31 protein-coding genes are annotated in these 16,295 nt (G+C 42.4%); 1 reads left to right on the top strand and 30 read right to left on the bottom strand.

What is annotated here, in order from left to right:
* Nucleotides 1-67: 67 nt before the first annotated feature.
* Nucleotides 68-529, top strand: coding sequence for a hypothetical protein (locus H8Z76_RS10455; protein WP_022514764.1), 462 nt, complete (start codon nucleotides 68-70; stop codon nucleotides 527-529).
* A gap of 89 nt (nucleotides 530-618) precedes the next feature.
* On the opposite strand, the gene H8Z76_RS10450 is transcribed toward H8Z76_RS10455, so the two are convergent.
* From H8Z76_RS10450 to rplD, 30 genes are all read right to left on the bottom strand, one after another.
* The gene (locus H8Z76_RS10450) at nucleotides 619-1,155 is read right to left on the bottom strand and encodes a bL17 family ribosomal protein (protein WP_022514765.1); all 537 of its coding nucleotides are present in this window, start codon (nucleotides 1,153-1,155) and stop codon (nucleotides 619-621) included.
* Nucleotides 1,156-1,283: 128 nt separating this feature from the next.
* The gene (locus H8Z76_RS10445; RefSeq protein WP_022514766.1) at nucleotides 1,284-2,243 is read right to left on the bottom strand and encodes a DNA-directed RNA polymerase subunit alpha; all 960 of its coding nucleotides are present in this window, start codon (nucleotides 2,241-2,243) and stop codon (nucleotides 1,284-1,286) included.
* 96 nt (nucleotides 2,244-2,339) lie between these two features.
* Nucleotides 2,340-2,933: a 30S ribosomal protein S4 gene (gene rpsD / locus H8Z76_RS10440; RefSeq protein WP_022514767.1), complete on the bottom strand. Its 594-nt coding sequence runs from the start codon at nucleotides 2,931-2,933 to the stop codon at nucleotides 2,340-2,342.
* Nucleotides 2,934-2,952: 19 nt separating this feature from the next.
* Nucleotides 2,953-3,348 carry a 30S ribosomal protein S11 gene (gene rpsK / locus H8Z76_RS10435; RefSeq protein WP_147619068.1) on the bottom strand — a complete coding sequence of 132 codons (396 nt, stop codon included), beginning with the start codon at nucleotides 3,346-3,348 and terminating at the stop codon, nucleotides 2,953-2,955.
* Between the two features lie 57 nt (nucleotides 3,349-3,405).
* On the bottom strand, nucleotides 3,406-3,774 hold the full coding sequence (gene rpsM, locus H8Z76_RS10430) for a 30S ribosomal protein S13 (protein WP_022514769.1): 369 nt from the start codon (nucleotides 3,772-3,774) through the stop codon (nucleotides 3,406-3,408).
* 264 nt (nucleotides 3,775-4,038) lie between these two features.
* The gene (rpmJ, locus tag H8Z76_RS10425) at nucleotides 4,039-4,152 is read right to left on the bottom strand and encodes a 50S ribosomal protein L36 (protein ID WP_003022746.1); all 114 of its coding nucleotides are present in this window, start codon (nucleotides 4,150-4,152) and stop codon (nucleotides 4,039-4,041) included.
* Nucleotides 4,153-4,290: 138 nt separating this feature from the next.
* Entirely contained in the window at nucleotides 4,291-4,509 is a 219-nt protein-coding gene (gene infA / locus H8Z76_RS10420) for a translation initiation factor IF-1 (protein WP_022514770.1), read from the bottom strand.
* Between the two features lie 51 nt (nucleotides 4,510-4,560).
* On the bottom strand, nucleotides 4,561-4,824 hold the full coding sequence (locus H8Z76_RS10415; protein ID WP_022514771.1) for a KOW domain-containing RNA-binding protein: 264 nt from the start codon (nucleotides 4,822-4,824) through the stop codon (nucleotides 4,561-4,563).
* A gap of 15 nt (nucleotides 4,825-4,839) precedes the next feature.
* On the bottom strand, nucleotides 4,840-5,628 hold the full coding sequence (gene map / locus H8Z76_RS10410) for a type I methionyl aminopeptidase (protein WP_186982445.1): 789 nt from the start codon (nucleotides 5,626-5,628) through the stop codon (nucleotides 4,840-4,842).
* 3 nt (nucleotides 5,629-5,631) lie between these two features.
* Complete coding sequence (locus H8Z76_RS10405) at nucleotides 5,632-6,276, bottom strand: adenylate kinase (RefSeq protein ID WP_022514773.1); 645 nt, start codon at nucleotides 6,274-6,276, stop codon at nucleotides 5,632-5,634.
* Between the two features lie 105 nt (nucleotides 6,277-6,381).
* Nucleotides 6,382-7,698, bottom strand: coding sequence for a preprotein translocase subunit SecY (gene secY, locus H8Z76_RS10400; RefSeq protein WP_022514774.1), 1,317 nt, complete (start codon nucleotides 7,696-7,698; stop codon nucleotides 6,382-6,384).
* Nucleotides 7,698-8,138 (bottom strand): 50S ribosomal protein L15, encoded by a 441-nt coding sequence (gene rplO / locus H8Z76_RS10395; protein ID WP_022514775.1) that lies wholly within the window; start codon nucleotides 8,136-8,138, stop codon nucleotides 7,698-7,700. The genes secY and rplO overlap by 1 nt, the downstream gene beginning before the upstream one ends.
* Before the next feature lie 23 nt (nucleotides 8,139-8,161).
* Nucleotides 8,162-8,347 carry a 50S ribosomal protein L30 gene (gene rpmD / locus H8Z76_RS10390; protein ID WP_022514776.1) on the bottom strand — a complete coding sequence of 62 codons (186 nt, stop codon included), beginning with the start codon at nucleotides 8,345-8,347 and terminating at the stop codon, nucleotides 8,162-8,164.
* A 13-nt stretch (nucleotides 8,348-8,360) separates the two neighbouring features.
* A complete protein-coding gene (rpsE, locus tag H8Z76_RS10385; RefSeq protein ID WP_022514777.1) occupies nucleotides 8,361-8,870 on the bottom strand; it encodes a 30S ribosomal protein S5 in 510 nt (169 codons plus the stop codon).
* Nucleotides 8,871-8,916: 46 nt separating this feature from the next.
* Nucleotides 8,917-9,285 carry a 50S ribosomal protein L18 gene (gene rplR, locus H8Z76_RS10380; protein ID WP_022514778.1) on the bottom strand — a complete coding sequence of 123 codons (369 nt, stop codon included), beginning with the start codon at nucleotides 9,283-9,285 and terminating at the stop codon, nucleotides 8,917-8,919.
* 19 nt (nucleotides 9,286-9,304) lie between these two features.
* Nucleotides 9,305-9,844 (bottom strand): 50S ribosomal protein L6, encoded by a 540-nt coding sequence (gene rplF, locus H8Z76_RS10375; protein WP_186982444.1) that lies wholly within the window; start codon nucleotides 9,842-9,844, stop codon nucleotides 9,305-9,307.
* A 172-nt stretch (nucleotides 9,845-10,016) separates the two neighbouring features.
* Nucleotides 10,017-10,418 (bottom strand): 30S ribosomal protein S8, encoded by a 402-nt coding sequence (gene rpsH, locus H8Z76_RS10370; RefSeq protein WP_022514780.1) that lies wholly within the window; start codon nucleotides 10,416-10,418, stop codon nucleotides 10,017-10,019.
* Nucleotides 10,419-10,600: 182 nt separating this feature from the next.
* Nucleotides 10,601-10,786, bottom strand: a complete 186-nt coding sequence (locus tag H8Z76_RS10365; protein ID WP_022514781.1) for a type Z 30S ribosomal protein S14 — start codon at nucleotides 10,784-10,786, stop codon at nucleotides 10,601-10,603.
* An 18-nt stretch (nucleotides 10,787-10,804) separates the two neighbouring features.
* On the bottom strand, nucleotides 10,805-11,344 hold the full coding sequence (rplE, locus tag H8Z76_RS10360; protein ID WP_022514782.1) for a 50S ribosomal protein L5: 540 nt from the start codon (nucleotides 11,342-11,344) through the stop codon (nucleotides 10,805-10,807).
* A 23-nt stretch (nucleotides 11,345-11,367) separates the two neighbouring features.
* The gene (gene rplX / locus H8Z76_RS10355; RefSeq protein WP_022514783.1) at nucleotides 11,368-11,679 is read right to left on the bottom strand and encodes a 50S ribosomal protein L24; all 312 of its coding nucleotides are present in this window, start codon (nucleotides 11,677-11,679) and stop codon (nucleotides 11,368-11,370) included.
* Between the two features lie 12 nt (nucleotides 11,680-11,691).
* Nucleotides 11,692-12,060 (bottom strand): 50S ribosomal protein L14, encoded by a 369-nt coding sequence (gene rplN / locus H8Z76_RS10350; protein ID WP_022514784.1) that lies wholly within the window; start codon nucleotides 12,058-12,060, stop codon nucleotides 11,692-11,694.
* A 19-nt stretch (nucleotides 12,061-12,079) separates the two neighbouring features.
* Nucleotides 12,080-12,337, bottom strand: coding sequence for a 30S ribosomal protein S17 (gene rpsQ, locus H8Z76_RS10345; RefSeq protein ID WP_022514785.1), 258 nt, complete (start codon nucleotides 12,335-12,337; stop codon nucleotides 12,080-12,082).
* Between the two features lie 48 nt (nucleotides 12,338-12,385).
* Nucleotides 12,386-12,595, bottom strand: a complete 210-nt coding sequence (gene rpmC / locus H8Z76_RS10340) for a 50S ribosomal protein L29 (protein ID WP_022514786.1) — start codon at nucleotides 12,593-12,595, stop codon at nucleotides 12,386-12,388.
* On the bottom strand, nucleotides 12,585-13,022 hold the full coding sequence (gene rplP, locus H8Z76_RS10335; protein WP_147619064.1) for a 50S ribosomal protein L16: 438 nt from the start codon (nucleotides 13,020-13,022) through the stop codon (nucleotides 12,585-12,587). The genes rpmC and rplP overlap by 11 nt, the downstream gene beginning before the upstream one ends.
* Entirely contained in the window at nucleotides 13,022-13,678 is a 657-nt protein-coding gene (gene rpsC / locus H8Z76_RS10330; protein WP_022514252.1) for a 30S ribosomal protein S3, read from the bottom strand. Before rpsC ends, rplP begins: the two co-directional genes overlap by 1 nt.
* A gap of 11 nt (nucleotides 13,679-13,689) precedes the next feature.
* A complete protein-coding gene (gene rplV, locus H8Z76_RS10325) occupies nucleotides 13,690-14,076 on the bottom strand; it encodes a 50S ribosomal protein L22 (protein WP_022514251.1) in 387 nt (128 codons plus the stop codon).
* 28 nt (nucleotides 14,077-14,104) lie between these two features.
* The gene (gene rpsS / locus H8Z76_RS10320; protein WP_022514250.1) at nucleotides 14,105-14,386 is read right to left on the bottom strand and encodes a 30S ribosomal protein S19; all 282 of its coding nucleotides are present in this window, start codon (nucleotides 14,384-14,386) and stop codon (nucleotides 14,105-14,107) included.
* Nucleotides 14,387-14,401: 15 nt separating this feature from the next.
* Nucleotides 14,402-15,247, bottom strand: a complete 846-nt coding sequence (rplB, locus tag H8Z76_RS10315) for a 50S ribosomal protein L2 (RefSeq protein WP_147619063.1) — start codon at nucleotides 15,245-15,247, stop codon at nucleotides 14,402-14,404.
* A gap of 114 nt (nucleotides 15,248-15,361) precedes the next feature.
* A complete protein-coding gene (gene rplW, locus H8Z76_RS10310) occupies nucleotides 15,362-15,661 on the bottom strand; it encodes a 50S ribosomal protein L23 (protein WP_022514254.1) in 300 nt (99 codons plus the stop codon).
* On the bottom strand, nucleotides 15,661-16,281 hold the full coding sequence (rplD, locus tag H8Z76_RS10305; RefSeq protein ID WP_022514255.1) for a 50S ribosomal protein L4: 621 nt from the start codon (nucleotides 16,279-16,281) through the stop codon (nucleotides 15,661-15,663). The genes rplW and rplD overlap by 1 nt, the downstream gene beginning before the upstream one ends.
* Nucleotides 16,282-16,295 lie beyond the last annotated feature (14 nt).

The following is a 16,295-nucleotide window of genomic DNA, read 5'->3' as shown; positions in this document are numbered from 1 at the left end:
CATCAATGCCCGGATATGCTATAATTGATAATCAGAAAATATGTTGGATCAAAGGAGATTTTACAATATGATGAGTCCTGAAGCATTAAATGCAAAATTAGATGATATGTTAAAAGATACCAAAGCCGGACATCTGAAATGGCGTCTGGAAATTGAAACTTCCGAATACGAAGACCGGGATAAAAAGATCGTGGTAAAGGAAGACAAAAAGGAATGGATCATGGACGAATGCTACGTTGCCTTTTCCTGCAACTACCGGGGCGAGGATTTTGTTATGATCACCTATGAGGACATCGAGACCTGCGGTGACAAAACGCGCTCCTTAAACCTTGTCTTTCTTCCGCCGGTATCCATGCGTCTGTTTGATGTAAATGCGCTGGCGCCTTACAGCGTTTCCGCAAATGCTGTTCTGACCGCAAAGATCCACACGCTCTGGGAAACCCTGCTTGCCCTCTACAAAGAGGATAAAACGAGTGTGGACATCCTGACCGATACCTGGACGCCGGACAAGGGTTCCGCTGCCCGCTGATGAACGATCGTCAAAGCAAAAAAAAAGGATATTCTCGGTTGGCCATCCGGTCTTCCGAAAATATCCTTTCTTTTTTGTTATTTTATCAATTATACTAACTCAAGCAGAACTTCTAATGCACCGTCACCTTTACGCTGACCGATCTTAACGATTCTGGTGTAACCACCGTTACGATCTGCGTACTTCGGAGCGATTTCATCAAATAATTTAGCCGGTAAATCAACCTGCTTTGTGTTCTTCTTCTTTCCTGCAGCTTCTGCCGGAACTTCCTTTACCGGATAAAGAACCTTTAACATTTCTCTTCTTGCATGAAGACGGGACGGCTTATCTTTCTTGATGGTCTTTTCAACTTCATCGTATACGGTAACTTTCTTTCCGTCTACAACTTCTTTGACTCTCTTGCCATCTTTGTCTTTGCGGGCAACTTTTGCTTTTACAGTTACTTCTTCAAAGTTGTCTTTTTCTTTTACTGCAAGTGCGATCAGACCTTCCGCTACCTTACGGATTTCCTTAGCCTTTGCTTCTGTGGTAACGATCTTACCATTATATAATAATGCTGTTACCTGACCTCTGATCAATGCTTTTCTCTGATCTGATGTTCTTCCTAATTTTCTATACTTTGCCATTTTTATAATCCTCCATTGTGGAACATCCGGCCACGCCCTTTGGTCTTACTTACCGAATGCAATTTTTTAATTTGTTCACCCACGCATGAGCTGACACCTGCATGCCAATCGGACTTACTGCGTATGCCTTATTCGTCTCCCTGATTTAACTGAAGACCAAGCTCTTTCAACTTCGCTAAAACTTCTTCCAATGACTTACGTCCAAGGTTACGAACTTTCATCATATCTTCCGGTGTACGGTTCGTAAGTTCCTCCACCGTATTGATACCTGCTCTCTTCAGGCAGTTGTAAGAACGAACGGACAATTCCAGTTCATCAATGTTCATTTCAAGAACTTTCGCCTGTGCATTGTCTTCCTTCTCTACCATAACATCTGTCTGCTGTGCAACTTCTGACAGATTGATAAAGAGACTCAGGTGCTCACTTAATACCTTAGCTGCAAGACTGACTGCTTCGTCCGGAGCCAGTGTGCCATTGGTGAATACATCCAGTGTCAGTTTGTCATAATCTGTGATCTGACCAACACGGGTGTTTTCAATCGTAAGATTTACACGCTCAACCGGTGTGTAAATTGAGTCAACCGCGATCACGCCGATCGGCAGATCACCGCTCTTATTCTTCTCCGCATTTACATAGCCTCTGCCCTTTGTAATGGTGAGTTCCATATATAACTTGGAATCTGCGCCACCATTCAAATGCGCAATGACCAGATCCGGATTCAAAATTTCAATATCCTGATCAACCTGAATATCAGCAGCTGTTACAACGCCTTCGCCTTCGAATTCAATATAAGCAGCTTTCGGCTCATTGGTCGCGCTGTCATTCTTGATCGCAAGGTTTTTGATATTCATGATGATTTCAGTTACATCTTCCTTTACGCCCGGAATGGAACTGAATTCATGTAAAACGCCATCGATTTTTACCTGACTTACTGCCGCACCTGGTAAGGAAGAAAGCATAATTCTTCTAAGAGAATTACCAAGTGTTGTGCCGTACCCTCTTTCCAAAGGTTCTACGACAAATCTGCCGTATCTTTTGTCATCTGAAATTTCCGCAATTTCAATCTTAGGTTTTTCAAAATCAAACACGCTTAAAGTCCCTCCTTCTTTTCGGGTATCCATACATATATCGTGTCAATGCATACAATAGCATCAATATAAAATTGATGCTATTATCCTGCGCTATTATTTTGAATATAACTCGACAATCAGCATTTCGTCTACCGGTACATCGATCATTTCTCTGGAAGGTAATTCCTTCACAGTTCCCTGTAACTTCTCAGTATCAACGTCAAGCCATTCCGGTACTAATCTGCCACCGGCAACTTCTACAACGTCTTTCATTCTCTGGCTGTTTTTGTGTTTCTCGTCGATTTCGATCACATCGCCAGCTTTTACTAAGTAAGAAGGAATGTTAACTTTCTTTCCGTTTACAGTTACGAACTTGTGATCTACGATCTGTCTTGCTTCTTTTCTTGTTCTTGCGAAGCCCAGACGGAAGATTACGTTATCCAGTCTGCTCTCTAAGATCGTCATCAGGTTTGTACCTGTCATTCCCTTCATCATATCAGCTTTTTCATAATAGTTGTGGAAAGGTTTTTCCAGCACACCATAGATGAATTTTGCTTTCTGTTTCTCTCTGAGCTGAAGTGCGTACTCAGACATCTTCTTATTTGCTCTTTTTAATTCTCTATTGGATTTTTTATCATATCCTAAATAACTTGGCTCTAAACCAAGAGATCTGCATCTTTTCAGAACAGGAACTTTATTAACTGCCATCTTAAATCATACCTCCTAATTAGACTCTTCTGCGTTTTGGTGGACGACATCCATTGTGAGGTACCGGAGTTACGTCTCTGATGGAAACGACTTCGAGTCCGCAGGCCTGAAGCGCACGAATTGCTGCTTCTCTACCTGAACCTGGTCCTTTAACCATAACGTCAACTGTTTTTAAACCATGAATTAAAGCTGCTTTTGTAGCAGTTTCAGCTGCCATCTGTGCAGCATATGGAGTAGATTTCTTTGAACCTCTAAATCCGAGACCACCAGCACTTGCCCATGATAAAGCGTTTCCTTCAGCATCTGTAAGTGTTACGATCGTATTGTTGAAAGATGACTGAATATGTGCCTGTCCGTGTTCAACGTTTTTCTTTACACGCTTTTTTGTCACTTTTTTTGTAACTTTATTAGCCATATCTAAACTAACCTACTTTCTTTTCTAAATAATTTGCCTGTTGCAAGTATTTAATCCTTATTTCTTCTTGTTTGCAACTGTTCTCTTCGGACCTTTTCTTGTTCTTGCATTGGTCTTTGTCTTCTGACCACGAACCGGAAGTCCTTTTCTGTGACGGATACCACGATAGCATCCGATTTCCTGTAATCTCTTAATATTAAGAGCGATTTCTCTTCTTAAATCACCTTCTACTGTCTGGGATTCATCGATGACAGCGCTGATTCTCTTTACTTCATCGTCTGTCAAATCCTTACAACGAGTATTTGGATCTACTTTTGCTTCAGCAAGGATGCGGTTAGAACTTACTCTTCCGATTCCGTAGATATAAGTCAGACCGATCTCAACACGTTTTTCTCTTGGTAAATCTACACCTGCGATACGAGCCATGTGTGTTTACACCTCCATAAAGATTTCTTAGTTGTTTTAAGGAATCTGGCAAACCCATGCAGCTCCGGTTTCCCGGCCTGAAATGTGTGCATACACCTGCCCATCCTTGGTAATTGATAAATATAACAAACTCTGCCGTCCTCTCGGTATCAAAAGACAACAGAAAAGAGGGAACACGCATCCGCGTGTTTCCAGTTTTTATTATGAATCAGTGAATACATTCACTGACAGCCGCACATAATGAATTTGCTAAACAGATGGAAATTAACCCTGTCTCTGTTTATGCTTCGGGTTCTCACAGATAATTCTGATGCTTCCCTTTCTCTTGATAACTTTGCATTTTTCGCAAATCGGTTTAACTGATGATCTTACCTTCACAGCAAAGTCCTCCTTTCTATAAATGCCCTGTCTTCCCCATTTCACATGGGATTCTCAGGCTTTCTAAAAAGCGTCAATTAGCATTTTAGCATACGTCCCACAAAAAAGCAAGACGTTTTTCCACGCTTTTTTTCTGATTTATTTGTCTCTCCAGATGATTCTTCCCTTGGTCAGATCATATGGGGACATTTCAATGGTTACTTTATCACCCGGTAAGATACGGATGAAATTCATACGCAGCTTTCCGCTGATATGGGCAAGTACCTGATGGCCATTTTCCAGTTCTACCTGAAACATCGCATTCGGTAACTTTTCAATAACGGTTCCTTCTACTTCGATTACATCTGCTTTTGACATTTTAAAACAAATCCTCCTGATTATTTCTTTTCGGTTATATTGCTGATCCTTCTACTTATTAATAGAAGCTGCATATTCGTTCAATGCACATTTTACGGTCTCATCCGACCAGTCAGCCTCATCCAAAAAATGCCCTGTTATATTCTTCGGTAGATTTTTGATAATCTGAATATGTTGTCTGGACTTTTTTTTCGGATTCTGCATTTTTTTCGTAGTTCCATTCACAAGGAAAACCTTATTTTCGTCTTCCCCGATCACCAGATAAACATGATCTTTATCATGACCGGCTTTTACTTTCGCGAATCTGACTGTCATGGCTTTCCTCCGGAATCACTCGTTCACCCAGATCCCGGCAGCCGCTTCCTCTTCGGTCAGCGTCAGAATCTCCGGTTTTCCATCTGTGATGACGATCGTATTTTCATAATGGGCAGACAGGGAACCATCCTCGGTAACGACCGTCCACTCATCATCCATCCATGTGACCTCCGGCTCTCCGGCATTGATCATCGGCTCTATGGCAAAGGTCATTCCTGATCTTAATTTCAGCCCATGTCTGCGTGTTCGGAAATTGGGTATTTCCGGTTCCTCATGCAAATGGGTTCCAATGCCGTGTCCAACCAGATCGTATACCACGCCGTAACCAAAACTTTCTGCATAATCACCAATCGCTCCCGATATATCATTCAGGTGATTTCCATCTTTGGCAAACTTCATTCCAGCAAAAAAGCTCTGTCTGGTTCTTTCTATTAAGAGAGCCGCCTCTTTGCTGATCTCTCCCACACCGTGTGTGCGCGCCGCGTCCGAATGATATCCTTTGTAGATCAGTCCGATGTCAAGGCTTACAATGTCGCCCTCCTGTATCAGATGATTTTTTCTCGGAATCCCGTGTACCACCTCATCGTTTACCGAAACACATACCGAAGCCGGATATCCTTCATAGTTTAAAAAGGAAGGAATACATCCATAACTCCGGATCATTTCCTCTCCGAGCCGGTCGATCTCTTTGGTTGACATTCCCGGTTTTAAGGCATGCCCCAGATCCTGATGTACTTTTGCGAGAATTTTACCGGCTGCACGCATCAGCGCGATTTCATCGGCAGATTTTACCCTTACTGACATATGTTATGCTCCCAAAATTGCTGTAATGTCGTCAAATACAGCTTCCATGGACTTGGTTCCATCCACAGTCTTTAAGATACTCTGTTTCTCATAATAATCGATGAGCGGCTGTGTCTGGTCATGATAAACCGTCAGACGCTTCTGTACGGTTTCCGGCTTGTCATCATCTCTTAATACAACCGGACTTCCACACCGGTCACAGATTCCCTCTACCTTGGTCGGGATCGTAACCACATGGTATGTAGCGCCGCAGTTCAAGCAGCATCTTCTGCCTCCCATACGATTTACGATGTTCTCATCCGGAACATCCACATTGATGGCATAATCCATCTTTTCATTTATTTTATCAAGCGCCGCATCGAGTGCCTCTGCCTGCGGAATCGTTCTTGGAAATCCGTCAAGTATGAAGCCGTTCTTGCAGTCATCCTGTTTAATTCTGTCCATAACCAGATCGCAGGTCAGTTCATCCGGAACCAGAAGTCCCTGATCCATGTACTGTTTTGCTTTCTGTCCAAGTTCCGTATTGTTCTTGATGTTCGCGCGGAAGATATCTCCGGTTGAAATATGCGGAATCTTATATTTGTCTGCTATCTGTTTCGCCTGTGTTCCTTTTCCGGCACCTGGGGCGCCTAACATAATTATCTTCATATATGAAGAGCCTCCTCATTTTCACAATAAACCTGTTTTTCTCTAAAAACAACTTTAGTGTCCCACATCCGGATACAGCATTCGCCGCATCCGGACAGGCACACATTAGTCATTCAAAAATCCTTTATAGTAACGAACCAGCATCTGGGATTCGATCTGTTTGATCGTCTCGATTACAACACCAACAATGATGATGATGGAAGTTCCGCCGAAGGATACGTTCGCGTTAAAGATACCGCTGAAGAAGATCGGCAGTACCGCAACGACCGTTAATCCTGCAGCACCTATAAAAATGATGTAATTCAAGATTTTTGTTAAATAGTCACTGGTTGGCTTTCCTGGACGGATGCCCGGAATAAAACCACCGGCTTTCTTCATATTATTCGCAACTTCAAGCGGATTGAATGTAATCGACGTATAGAAGTATGCAAACGCAATGATTAAAATGATATATACGACCAGACCAATACTGTAGATCGGTTCATTCCGGTCACACCAGTTTGACTGGGACAGTCCCTTTAAGATCTTGCTGCCGATTCCGGTGCCGTTTCCTTTTCCCAGAAGGGAAGCGATAACGACCGGGAACTGCATCAGAGACTGTGCGAAGATTACCGGGATAACGCCGCCGGTGTTGACCTTGAGCGGAATATGGGTTGACTGACCGCCAACCTGTCTTCTTCCCTGGATCTTCTTGGAGTACTGTACCGGAATTCTTCTCTCAGCACCCTGGAGAAGAACTACGAATACAACTGTAAGCAAGATAACCGCCAGTATGATTACAACTGCCAGAACTCCCTTGGCAACTGTCTTGCCTGACACGAACTGCTCGAACAACGAGGCAAAGTCGCTCGGAATACGGGAGATGATGTTGATGGTAAGTACGATCGAGATACCATTTCCAACACCCTTCTCTGTAATCCGCTCGCCAATCCACATAAGCACAGCCGAACCTGCAGTCAAAGTAACAATTACCATAAATACATTCATTGCATTAAACGCTGTCAAATAACCGTTCTTTCCAAATCCGACTGCCATAGCAATGGATTCAATCAGTGCAAGTGCAATTGTAAGATAACGAGTTATCTCAACGATTTTCTTCCGGCCATCCTCGCCGTCACGCTGCATTTCCTCTAATTTCGGAATTGCAATCGTGAGCAGCTGCATGATGATGGAAGATGTGATGTACGGTGTAATGTTCAGCGCAAATACCGACATCTGCAAAAATGAACCACCGGTCACCGCATCAAAAAAACTAAATGCGTCACTGTTCTGATTTGAAAACCACTGTGCAAACACATTTTGATCTACACCCGGAATAGGTAATTGGGATCCGATTCTAATGACAATCAGCATAAAAAATGTAAAAATGATTCTATGTCTAATATCTTTAATTTTAAATGCATTTTTGACTGTCTCGAACATTAGATCACCTCTGCTTTTCCACCAAGTGCCTCAATCTTTTCTTTTGCGCTTTCGCTGAAAGCATTTACCTGTACGGTGAGTTTTTTGGTAAGTTCGCCGCCACCGAGAATCTTAACGCCATCTCTCGGGTTCTTTACGATACCTTTTTCGATCAGTGTATCTACTGTAACAACAGCATCATTGTCGAATACTTCAAGTGCAGACATGTTGATGCCGATGATTGTCTTGGAGTTTCTGCAAGTGAAACCTCTCTTAGGCAATCTTCTGTATAAAGGCATCTGTCCACCTTCAAATCCCGGTCTCGGAGCTCCGGAACGAGCCTTCTGTCCCTTATGTCCCTTACCAGCTGTTTTTCCATTTCCTGAACCGTGTCCACGGCCTCTTCTGAAATTATCACTCTGAACTGAACCTTCTGCAGGTCTTAAATTGGATAAGTCCATTTTGGTCCCTCCTTATCTGATTCTTAGACTTCTTCTACTTTTACGTAAGGTGCAACCATACGAAGCATACCCTGTGTTGCAGCGTTGTCCGGTAATTCAACCGACTTGTTGACTTTCTTTAAGCCAAGAGCTTCAATAGTCTTTTTGTTCTTTGGAACAGCACCGATTGTTGATCTAACAAGTGTTACTTTTAACATTTTCTCTGCCATTTTAAGTTCCTCCTTAACCCACTACTTCTTCTACGGATTTACCGCGAAGTTTCGCTACTTCTTCCGGGGACTTCAACTGAGCTAAAGCATCGATGGTAGCTAATACTACGTTCTGCTTATTGTTTGATCCTAAAGATTTGGTACGGATGTTCTTGATGCCTGCTAACTCACAAACGTTACGTGCAGGACCACCAGCGATGATACCGGTACCTTCCGGAGCTCTCTTTAATAATACGGAAGCACCGGTGTGTTTACCCATGATGTCATGAGTAATACTGTTATTTTCATCTAATTTCACGGTAATAAGTTTCTTAATTGCGTCTTCTTTTCCTTTACGGATAGCTTCCGGGATCTCGGTAGCTTTACCTAAGCCCGCGCCCACGTGACCATTGCCATCACCAACAACGACAAGAGCTGTGAAACGCATATTACGTCCGCCTTTAACAACCTTTGTTACACGTTTGATTGATACCACTTTTTCGTTTAATTCTAATTGACTAGCATCAATGATTGTACGTTTCATGTAATTCGTTTCCTCCTTAAATATTGGAGAATCCTGTTACGGATTCCTAGAATTCTAATCCAGCTTCGCGTGCTGCGTCGGCTAATGCCTTTACTTTTCCTGCATATAAGAAACCGCCTCTGTCGAAGACAACAGTCTTAATACCTTTTTCCAGAGCTTTTTTCGCGATTGCAGTACCAACCTGTGCTGCTGCATCTACGTTATTAGTCTTCTCGCATGCTGCCTTTACATCTTTGTCTAATGTAGAAGCTGCTACCAGGGTATTTCCAACTGTATCGTCAATAATCTGAGCGTACATATGATTATTGCTTCTGAATACTGCAAGACGTGGTCTTTCAGCTGTACCAGAAAGAGTATTACGCATTCTTCTATGCTTATTTTCACGAACTACTGTTCTTGATTTCTTACTAACCATTCTTGTCTCACTCCTTTAATTATTTCTTACCAGTCTTACCAACTTTACGTCTAATAACTTCATCAGCATATTTGATACCCTTGCCCTTGTAAGGTTCCGGTCTTCTCTTATCTCTGATTTCCGCTGCGTACTGGCCAACTTTTTCTTTATCGATACCTGAGATGATAATCTTGTTACCGTCTACTTTGGACTCAAGACCTTCCGGATCTTCCATCTCTACCGGATGAGAATATCCAAGGTTTAATGTAAGTTTCTTACCAGCTTTGGAAGCTCTGTAACCTACACCGTTTACTTCGAGTTCCTTTGTGAAACCATCCGTAACACCAACTACCATGTTATGAATTAATGTTCTTGTTAAACCATGTAAGGATTTCATTTTCTTTAAATCATTTGGTCTGGTAACAACAACTTCAGAACCTTCTAATTTAATTTCCATTTCTGCTGGGAGAGTTCTCTCCAGAGTTCCCTTAGGACCTTTTACAGTCACATGATTATTTTCTGCAATTGTAACGGTTACTCCGTCCGGAATTGCGATTGGCATTCTTCCTATACGTGACATGCCCGTACCTCCTATTGTTTGTGTTGAATGGCTTGCGCCATCACCGCATTGTTTCATTTATTGTATGTCCAGCCATAAGACTGGTTTATACTTTTGGATGATTGATCTTGTTTCTTACCGGACACCCATGCGCCCAGTAACGAAACTTCTCTGTCCGCTCAGTGTCTTATGACTACCAGACGAACGCAAGAACTTCTCCACCAACCTGAAGCTTTCTTGCTTCCTTGTCAGTGATGATTCCCTGGTTTGTGGAAAGGATTGCGATTCCAAGGCCACCAAGTACCTTCGGGATATCGTCTTTTCCAACGTATGCGCGAAGACCCGGTTTGGAAATTCTCTTAATTCCGGTGATAATCTTCTCGTTCTTGTCCGCACCATACTTTAAGGTGATACGGATGGTCTTGAAGTTACCGTCTTCCACGATCTCGTACTTTGTGATATATCCTTCTTTTTCCAGGATATCTGCAATAGCGACTTTCATCTTAGATGACGGAACATCTACTGTATCATGTTTAGCAGTATTTGCATTACGGATTCTTGTAAGCATATCTGCGATTGGATCACTCATAGTCATGACGTGTATTTCCTCCTTGCTTATATTAAATCTACTCATATAACGGCAGTGCCTAAAGGATGTTCTGTTCGATAAGTGCAACCTGTGCCGGATACGGACCGGATCTCACAAATCGCACAGAACGACCTCGCACCAATGAAAGCGCAGCCAACGGCTTTGCTCTCTTTTTCAGTGTCTACGGCCTACCAGCTTGCTTTCTTAACGCCCGGGATTTCACCCTTGTATGCCATTTCACGGAAGCATACTCTGCAAATACCATATTTTCTTAATACGGAATGTGGACGGCCACAAATTCTGCAACGTGTATATGCTCTAGTAGAGAATTTCGGTTTACGCTGCTGTTTAATCTTCATTGAAGTTTTTGCCATTTGAATTCCCTCCTAATCTTATTTAGCGAATGGCATATTGAACTGTGTCAATAATTCGCGTGCTTCTTCGTCAGTCTTTGCGGTAGTAACGAAAATTACGTCCATACCTCTTACCTTATCAACCTTGTCGAACTCGATTTCCGGGAAGATGATCTGCTCTTTGATACCCAGAGCGTAGTTTCCTCTTCCGTCGAAGGAATTCGGGTTGATACCTCTAAAGTCACGCACACGCGGCAGTGCCAGGTTTACAAGACGATCAAGGAAATCATACATCTTTTCTCCTCTTAATGTAACCTTGCATCCGATCGGCATTCCTTCTCTTAACTTGAAGTTTGCGATAGAGTTCTTTGCTTTTGTGATGATCGGCTTCTGACCTGCGATGGTCTGCATGTCGTTCATAGCAGCTTCCAGCACTTTTGCATTTTCTTTCGCTTCACCAATACCCATGTTGATAACGATCTTATCGAGCTTTGGCACTTCCATTTTATTTTTATATCCGAATTTTTTAATTAATGCATCAACGATTTCGTTCTGATACTGTTCTTTCAGTCTATTCAACTGTCTGGACCTCCTCTCCAAAATTAATCAATTACATCGCCTGTTGATTTCGCGAAACGTACCTTCTTGTCTCCATCCATCTTAAATCCGACTCTGGTAGCTTTTCCTTTGTGAAGATACATTACGTTAGAAGCATCGATCGGTCCTTCCTGCTGGATGATACCGCCCTGCTGATTGGTCATGCTCGGCTTAGCATGCTTTGTAATCATGTTGACACCTTCAACAAGGAGAGTGCCTTCTTTTTTGTTTACGGCGATGACCTTGCCTTCTTTGTCTTTATCTCTACCAGCGATAACCTTAACGGTATCGCCTTTTTTAATCTTCATAGATGCCATCTTTAATACCTCCTATAAAACTTCCGGAGCTAAAGAAACAATTTTCATAAACTGTTTGTCACGAAGCTCTCTTGCTACTGGTCCAAAGATACGGGTTCCTCTTGGAGTTTTGTCATCTTTAATAATAACGGCAGCATTTTCGTCAAATTTGATATAAGAACCATCTTTACGACGTGCACCTTTCACTGTACGAACAACTACTGCTTTTACGACATCGCCTTTTTTAACAACGCCGCCTGGTGTTGCATCTTTAACAGTAGCAGTAATGATATCACCAATATTTGCATATCTTCTGGTTGATCCGCCCATAACACGAATGCATAATAATTCTTTTGCTCCGGTGTTATCAGCGACCTTCAGTCTGGTTTCCTGTTGTACCATACCGGTAAGCCTCCTTCAATTATTTTGCTCTTTCCACGATTTCTACAAGTCTCCATCTCTTATCTTTTGAGAGAGGTCTTGTTTCCATAACTCTGACTGTATCACCGATTTTGCACTCGTTGTTTTCATCATGAGCTTTTAATTTATAAGTTCTTTTAACGATCTTGTTGTATAAGGAATGTCTTACGTTATCTTTTACAGCAACAACGATAGTCTTATCCATTTTATCACTTACAACAACACCAACACGTGTTTTTCTAAGATTTCTTTCTTCCACGATTGTTCTCCTTTCTGGATTTATGGGAAAATGTTATGCCTGCGCTTTTTATTCCGCAGCGTTTGCCTTTTCCGTGATGATCGTCTGGATTCTGGCAATATTCTTTCTTACTTCCTTGATTCTGCTCGTGTTATCTAACTGATTCGTAGCATTCTGGAATCTCAAATTGAAAAGTTCTTTCTTTGCGTCTACTAACTGCATCTTTAAATCTGCAGCGGACTGTGATTTTAATTCTTCTAAATATTTACTAGTTTTCATTTGATTCACCGCCTTCTAAGTCTGCACGTGAAACTACTTTACATTTACAAGGTAATTTATGTGTAGCAAGACGTAATGCTTCCTTCGCAATGTCGTCTGGCACGTCAGAGATTTCAAATAATACACGTCCTGGCTTAACAACAGCTACCCAGTACTCTAAAGCACCCTTTCCTTTACCCATACGAACTCCTAAAGGCTTGTGGGAAACCGGTTTGTCAGGGAAAATTTTGATCCATACTTTACCACCACGTTTGATATAACGAGTCATCGCTATACGGGCAGCTTCGATCTGGTTTGATTTGATCCAGCATGGTTCCATTGCTACGATACCATAGGAACCGTTGGTAATCTTATTACCTCTCATTGCTTTTCCGGCCATGGAGCCACGGAACTGCGTACGATGTTTTACTTTCTTAGGTATTAACATTATTTATCGCTCCCTTCCTTATTTCCTTTCGTCGGAAGTACTTCTCCTTTATAAATCCATACTTTTACGCCTACTTTGCCGTAAGTTGTATCTGCTTCTGCGAATCCGTAATCGATGTCTGCACGAATGGTCTGAAGCGGGATAGTTCCGTCACTGTAGAATTCGGTACGAGCCATATCAGCTCCGCCCAAACGTCCGGAACAGCAGGTCTTGATTCCAAGAGCGCCAGACTTCATACTTCTCTGCATGCAGGACTTCATTGCTCTACGGAAAGAAATACGGTTTTCCAACTGTAATGCGATGTTCTCAGCTACTAACTGTGCATCTTTATCCGGTCTCTTTACTTCTTTGATATCTACGACAAGCTTCTTGTCGGTAAACTGCTGAAGTTCAGCCTTTACTTTTTCGATCTCAGCTCCGCCTTTTCCGATTACAACACCCGGCTTTGCTGTGTAAAGAATAACCTTAACGCGGTCAGATGCTCTTTCGATCTCGATTTTAGAAACACCTGCGCTGTATAATTTTTTCTTAAGAAATGTTCTGATTTTGTGGTCTTCGACCAGCAGATCTGCAAAGTCTCCCTCTGCGTACCACTTAGAGTCCCAATCTTTGATAACGCCGACTCTTAAGCCATGAGGATTCACTTTCTGTCCCATGTTTGCCCTCCTTATCTCTCATCAAGCACGATTGTGATGTGGCTCATTCTCTTTTCGATTCTGTAAGCTCTACCCTGTGCTCTCGGTCTAACTCGTTTCATTGTAGGTCCTTTGTTTGCATAGCACTCTGCTACATAAAGGTTCTCTGCATTCATTCCGTTGTTGTTTTCAGCGTTTGCAACTGCAGATTTTAATAATTTTTCAACAACGCTTGAAGCGTATCTCGGATTGTAAGTAACAATTCCTAATGCTGTCTCAACGTCTTTGCCGCGGATCGCATCTAATACGAAGCAAGCTTTCTGAACTGACATTCTTGCAAAGGATAATTTTGCTGAAGGTCTTGTATCTTTTACTGCATTTCTTTCTCTCTTAATCTGGGATCTATGTCCTTTTGCCATGACGGAAACCTCCTTTCAAAAATACTGTTTATCTAACGCCTGATTTCTTTTCGTCTTTTCCATGGCCTCTGTAAGTTCTGGTTGCTACGAACTCACCGAGTTTGTGTCCGACCATATCTTCGGTAACATATACCGGAACATGTTTTCTGCCATCGTGAACTGCAATTGTATGTCCAACAAAGGATGGGAAAATTGTAGAACGACGTGACCATGTTTTAATAACAGATTTATCGCCCTTTGCGTTCATAGCGTCTACTTTCTTCAGTAAGCTTGCATCTGCAAAAGGTCCTTTTTTCAGTGATCTTGCCATTGTCTTTCCTCCTAATTATTTGATAGCTCTACCGTCTCTTCTTCTTACGATCATCTTGTTAGAAGCTTTTTTCTTCTTACGAGTCTTAAGACCAAGAGCAGGTTTACCCCAAGGTGTGCATGGGCCCGGGCGTCCAACAGGTGCTTTTCCTTCACCACCACCGTGCGGATGGTCATTCGGGTTCATAACGGAACCACGAACAGTAGGTCTGATACCCATGTGACGTTTACGTCCGGCTTTACCAAGATTAATGAGGTTGTGATCACCATTTCCGATTACACCGATGGTAGCTCTGCATCCAAGCGGAACCATACGCATTTCTCCTGACGGAAGTCTTAATGTTGCGTATTTTCCTTCTTTTGCCATGAGCTGTGCGCTCATACCAGCGGAACGAACAAGCTGTCCACCCTTGCCTACATATAATTCAATGTTGTGTACCTGTGTACCAACCGGAATGTTTTCAAGCGGTAAGCAGTTACCAACTCTAACTTCTGCTTCTGCACCACTCATAACAGTCATGCCATCTGTAAGTCCTGCCGGAGCAAGGATATAAGATTTCTGTCCGTCTGCGTAGCAGATCAGAGCGATGTTTGCTGTTCTGTTCGGATCGTATTCGATACCAATAACTTTTGCAGGGATTCCATCCTTGCTGTTTCTCTTGAAATCAATGATTCTGTATTTCTGTCTGTTTCCACCACCGTGGTGTCTAACTGTGATTTTACCCTGATTGTTACGACCAGCGTTCTTCTTTAAAGAAACAACGAGTGACTTCTCCGGTGTCTTCTTTGTGATTTCAGAGAAATCAGAGCCAGTCATATTTCTTCTGGAAGGTGTATATGGGTTATATGTCTTAATTCCCATTTCGTTTCTCCTTTCAATACTCATGCCTGCGTTCCACGCCCAAAGGCGTTTCCCCGGCACTCACTTGTGATTTATTGTCGTACTTTTCTGTACATGATTTTAAAGGATCTGATTTTACAGTCCAGCGAAGATTTCGATATCAGCGCTGTCTGCGGTAAGCTGAACGATTGCTTTCTTTGTCTTAGCAGTCTTTCCAACTTTCATGCCGCGTCTTTTTTTCTTTCCATCCATGTTCATGGTGTTTACGCTGGCAACTTTTGCTCCTTCGAACATTTTTTCAACTGCTTCTTTGATCATGGTCTTGTTTGCTTCCGGATGAACGAAAAATGTATATTTCTTTTCAGCCATAGCAGACATACTCTTCTCGGTTACTACCGGTTTGAGGATTACATCATAATACTGAATGTTTGCCATTATGCATACACCTCCTCGATGGATTCTGCGGCAGCCTTGGTAAGTACTACCGTGTTGTATTTCAGCACATCATATACGTTGATCGTATTGATCTGAGTTGTCTTTACAGTCGGAATGTTCTTTGCGGACATTACAACTTTTTCATCGTTCTCGTTTAATACTACGAGTGCTTTGTCAAGATTTAAGTTCTTTAAAACCTCAGCAAATTTCTTTGTCTTGATCTCGTCGAACTTTAACTCATCTACAACGATAAGTTTGTTTTCCTGAACTCTTGATGTGAGTGCAGATTTAAGAGCTGCTCTCTTCTCTTTGCGGTTCATTTTGAAAGAATAATCTCTCGGAGTCGGAGCGAATACTACGCCACCGCCAGTCCACTGCGGAGCTCTTGTTGAACCCTGTCTTGCATGACCGGTTCCTTTCTGTCTCCATGGTTTTCTACCGCCGCCGCGAACTTCAGAACGTGTTTTTGCTTTCTGTGTTCCCTGACGATTATTTGCAAGCTGCTGAACTACTGCCATGTGTACCAGATGTTCGTTTACTTCAACACCGAATACAGCATCGTTTAATTCCATACTGCCTACTTCTTTGCCTTCCATATTATAAACAGATACTTTAGCCATCTGTAAGTTCCTCC

Source organism: Roseburia yibonii, from assembly GCF_014297335.1.
Taxonomy (GTDB): domain Bacteria; phylum Bacillota; class Clostridia; order Lachnospirales; family Lachnospiraceae; genus Roseburia_D; species Roseburia_D yibonii.
This window is presented reverse-complemented; position numbering and strand designations above follow the sequence as displayed.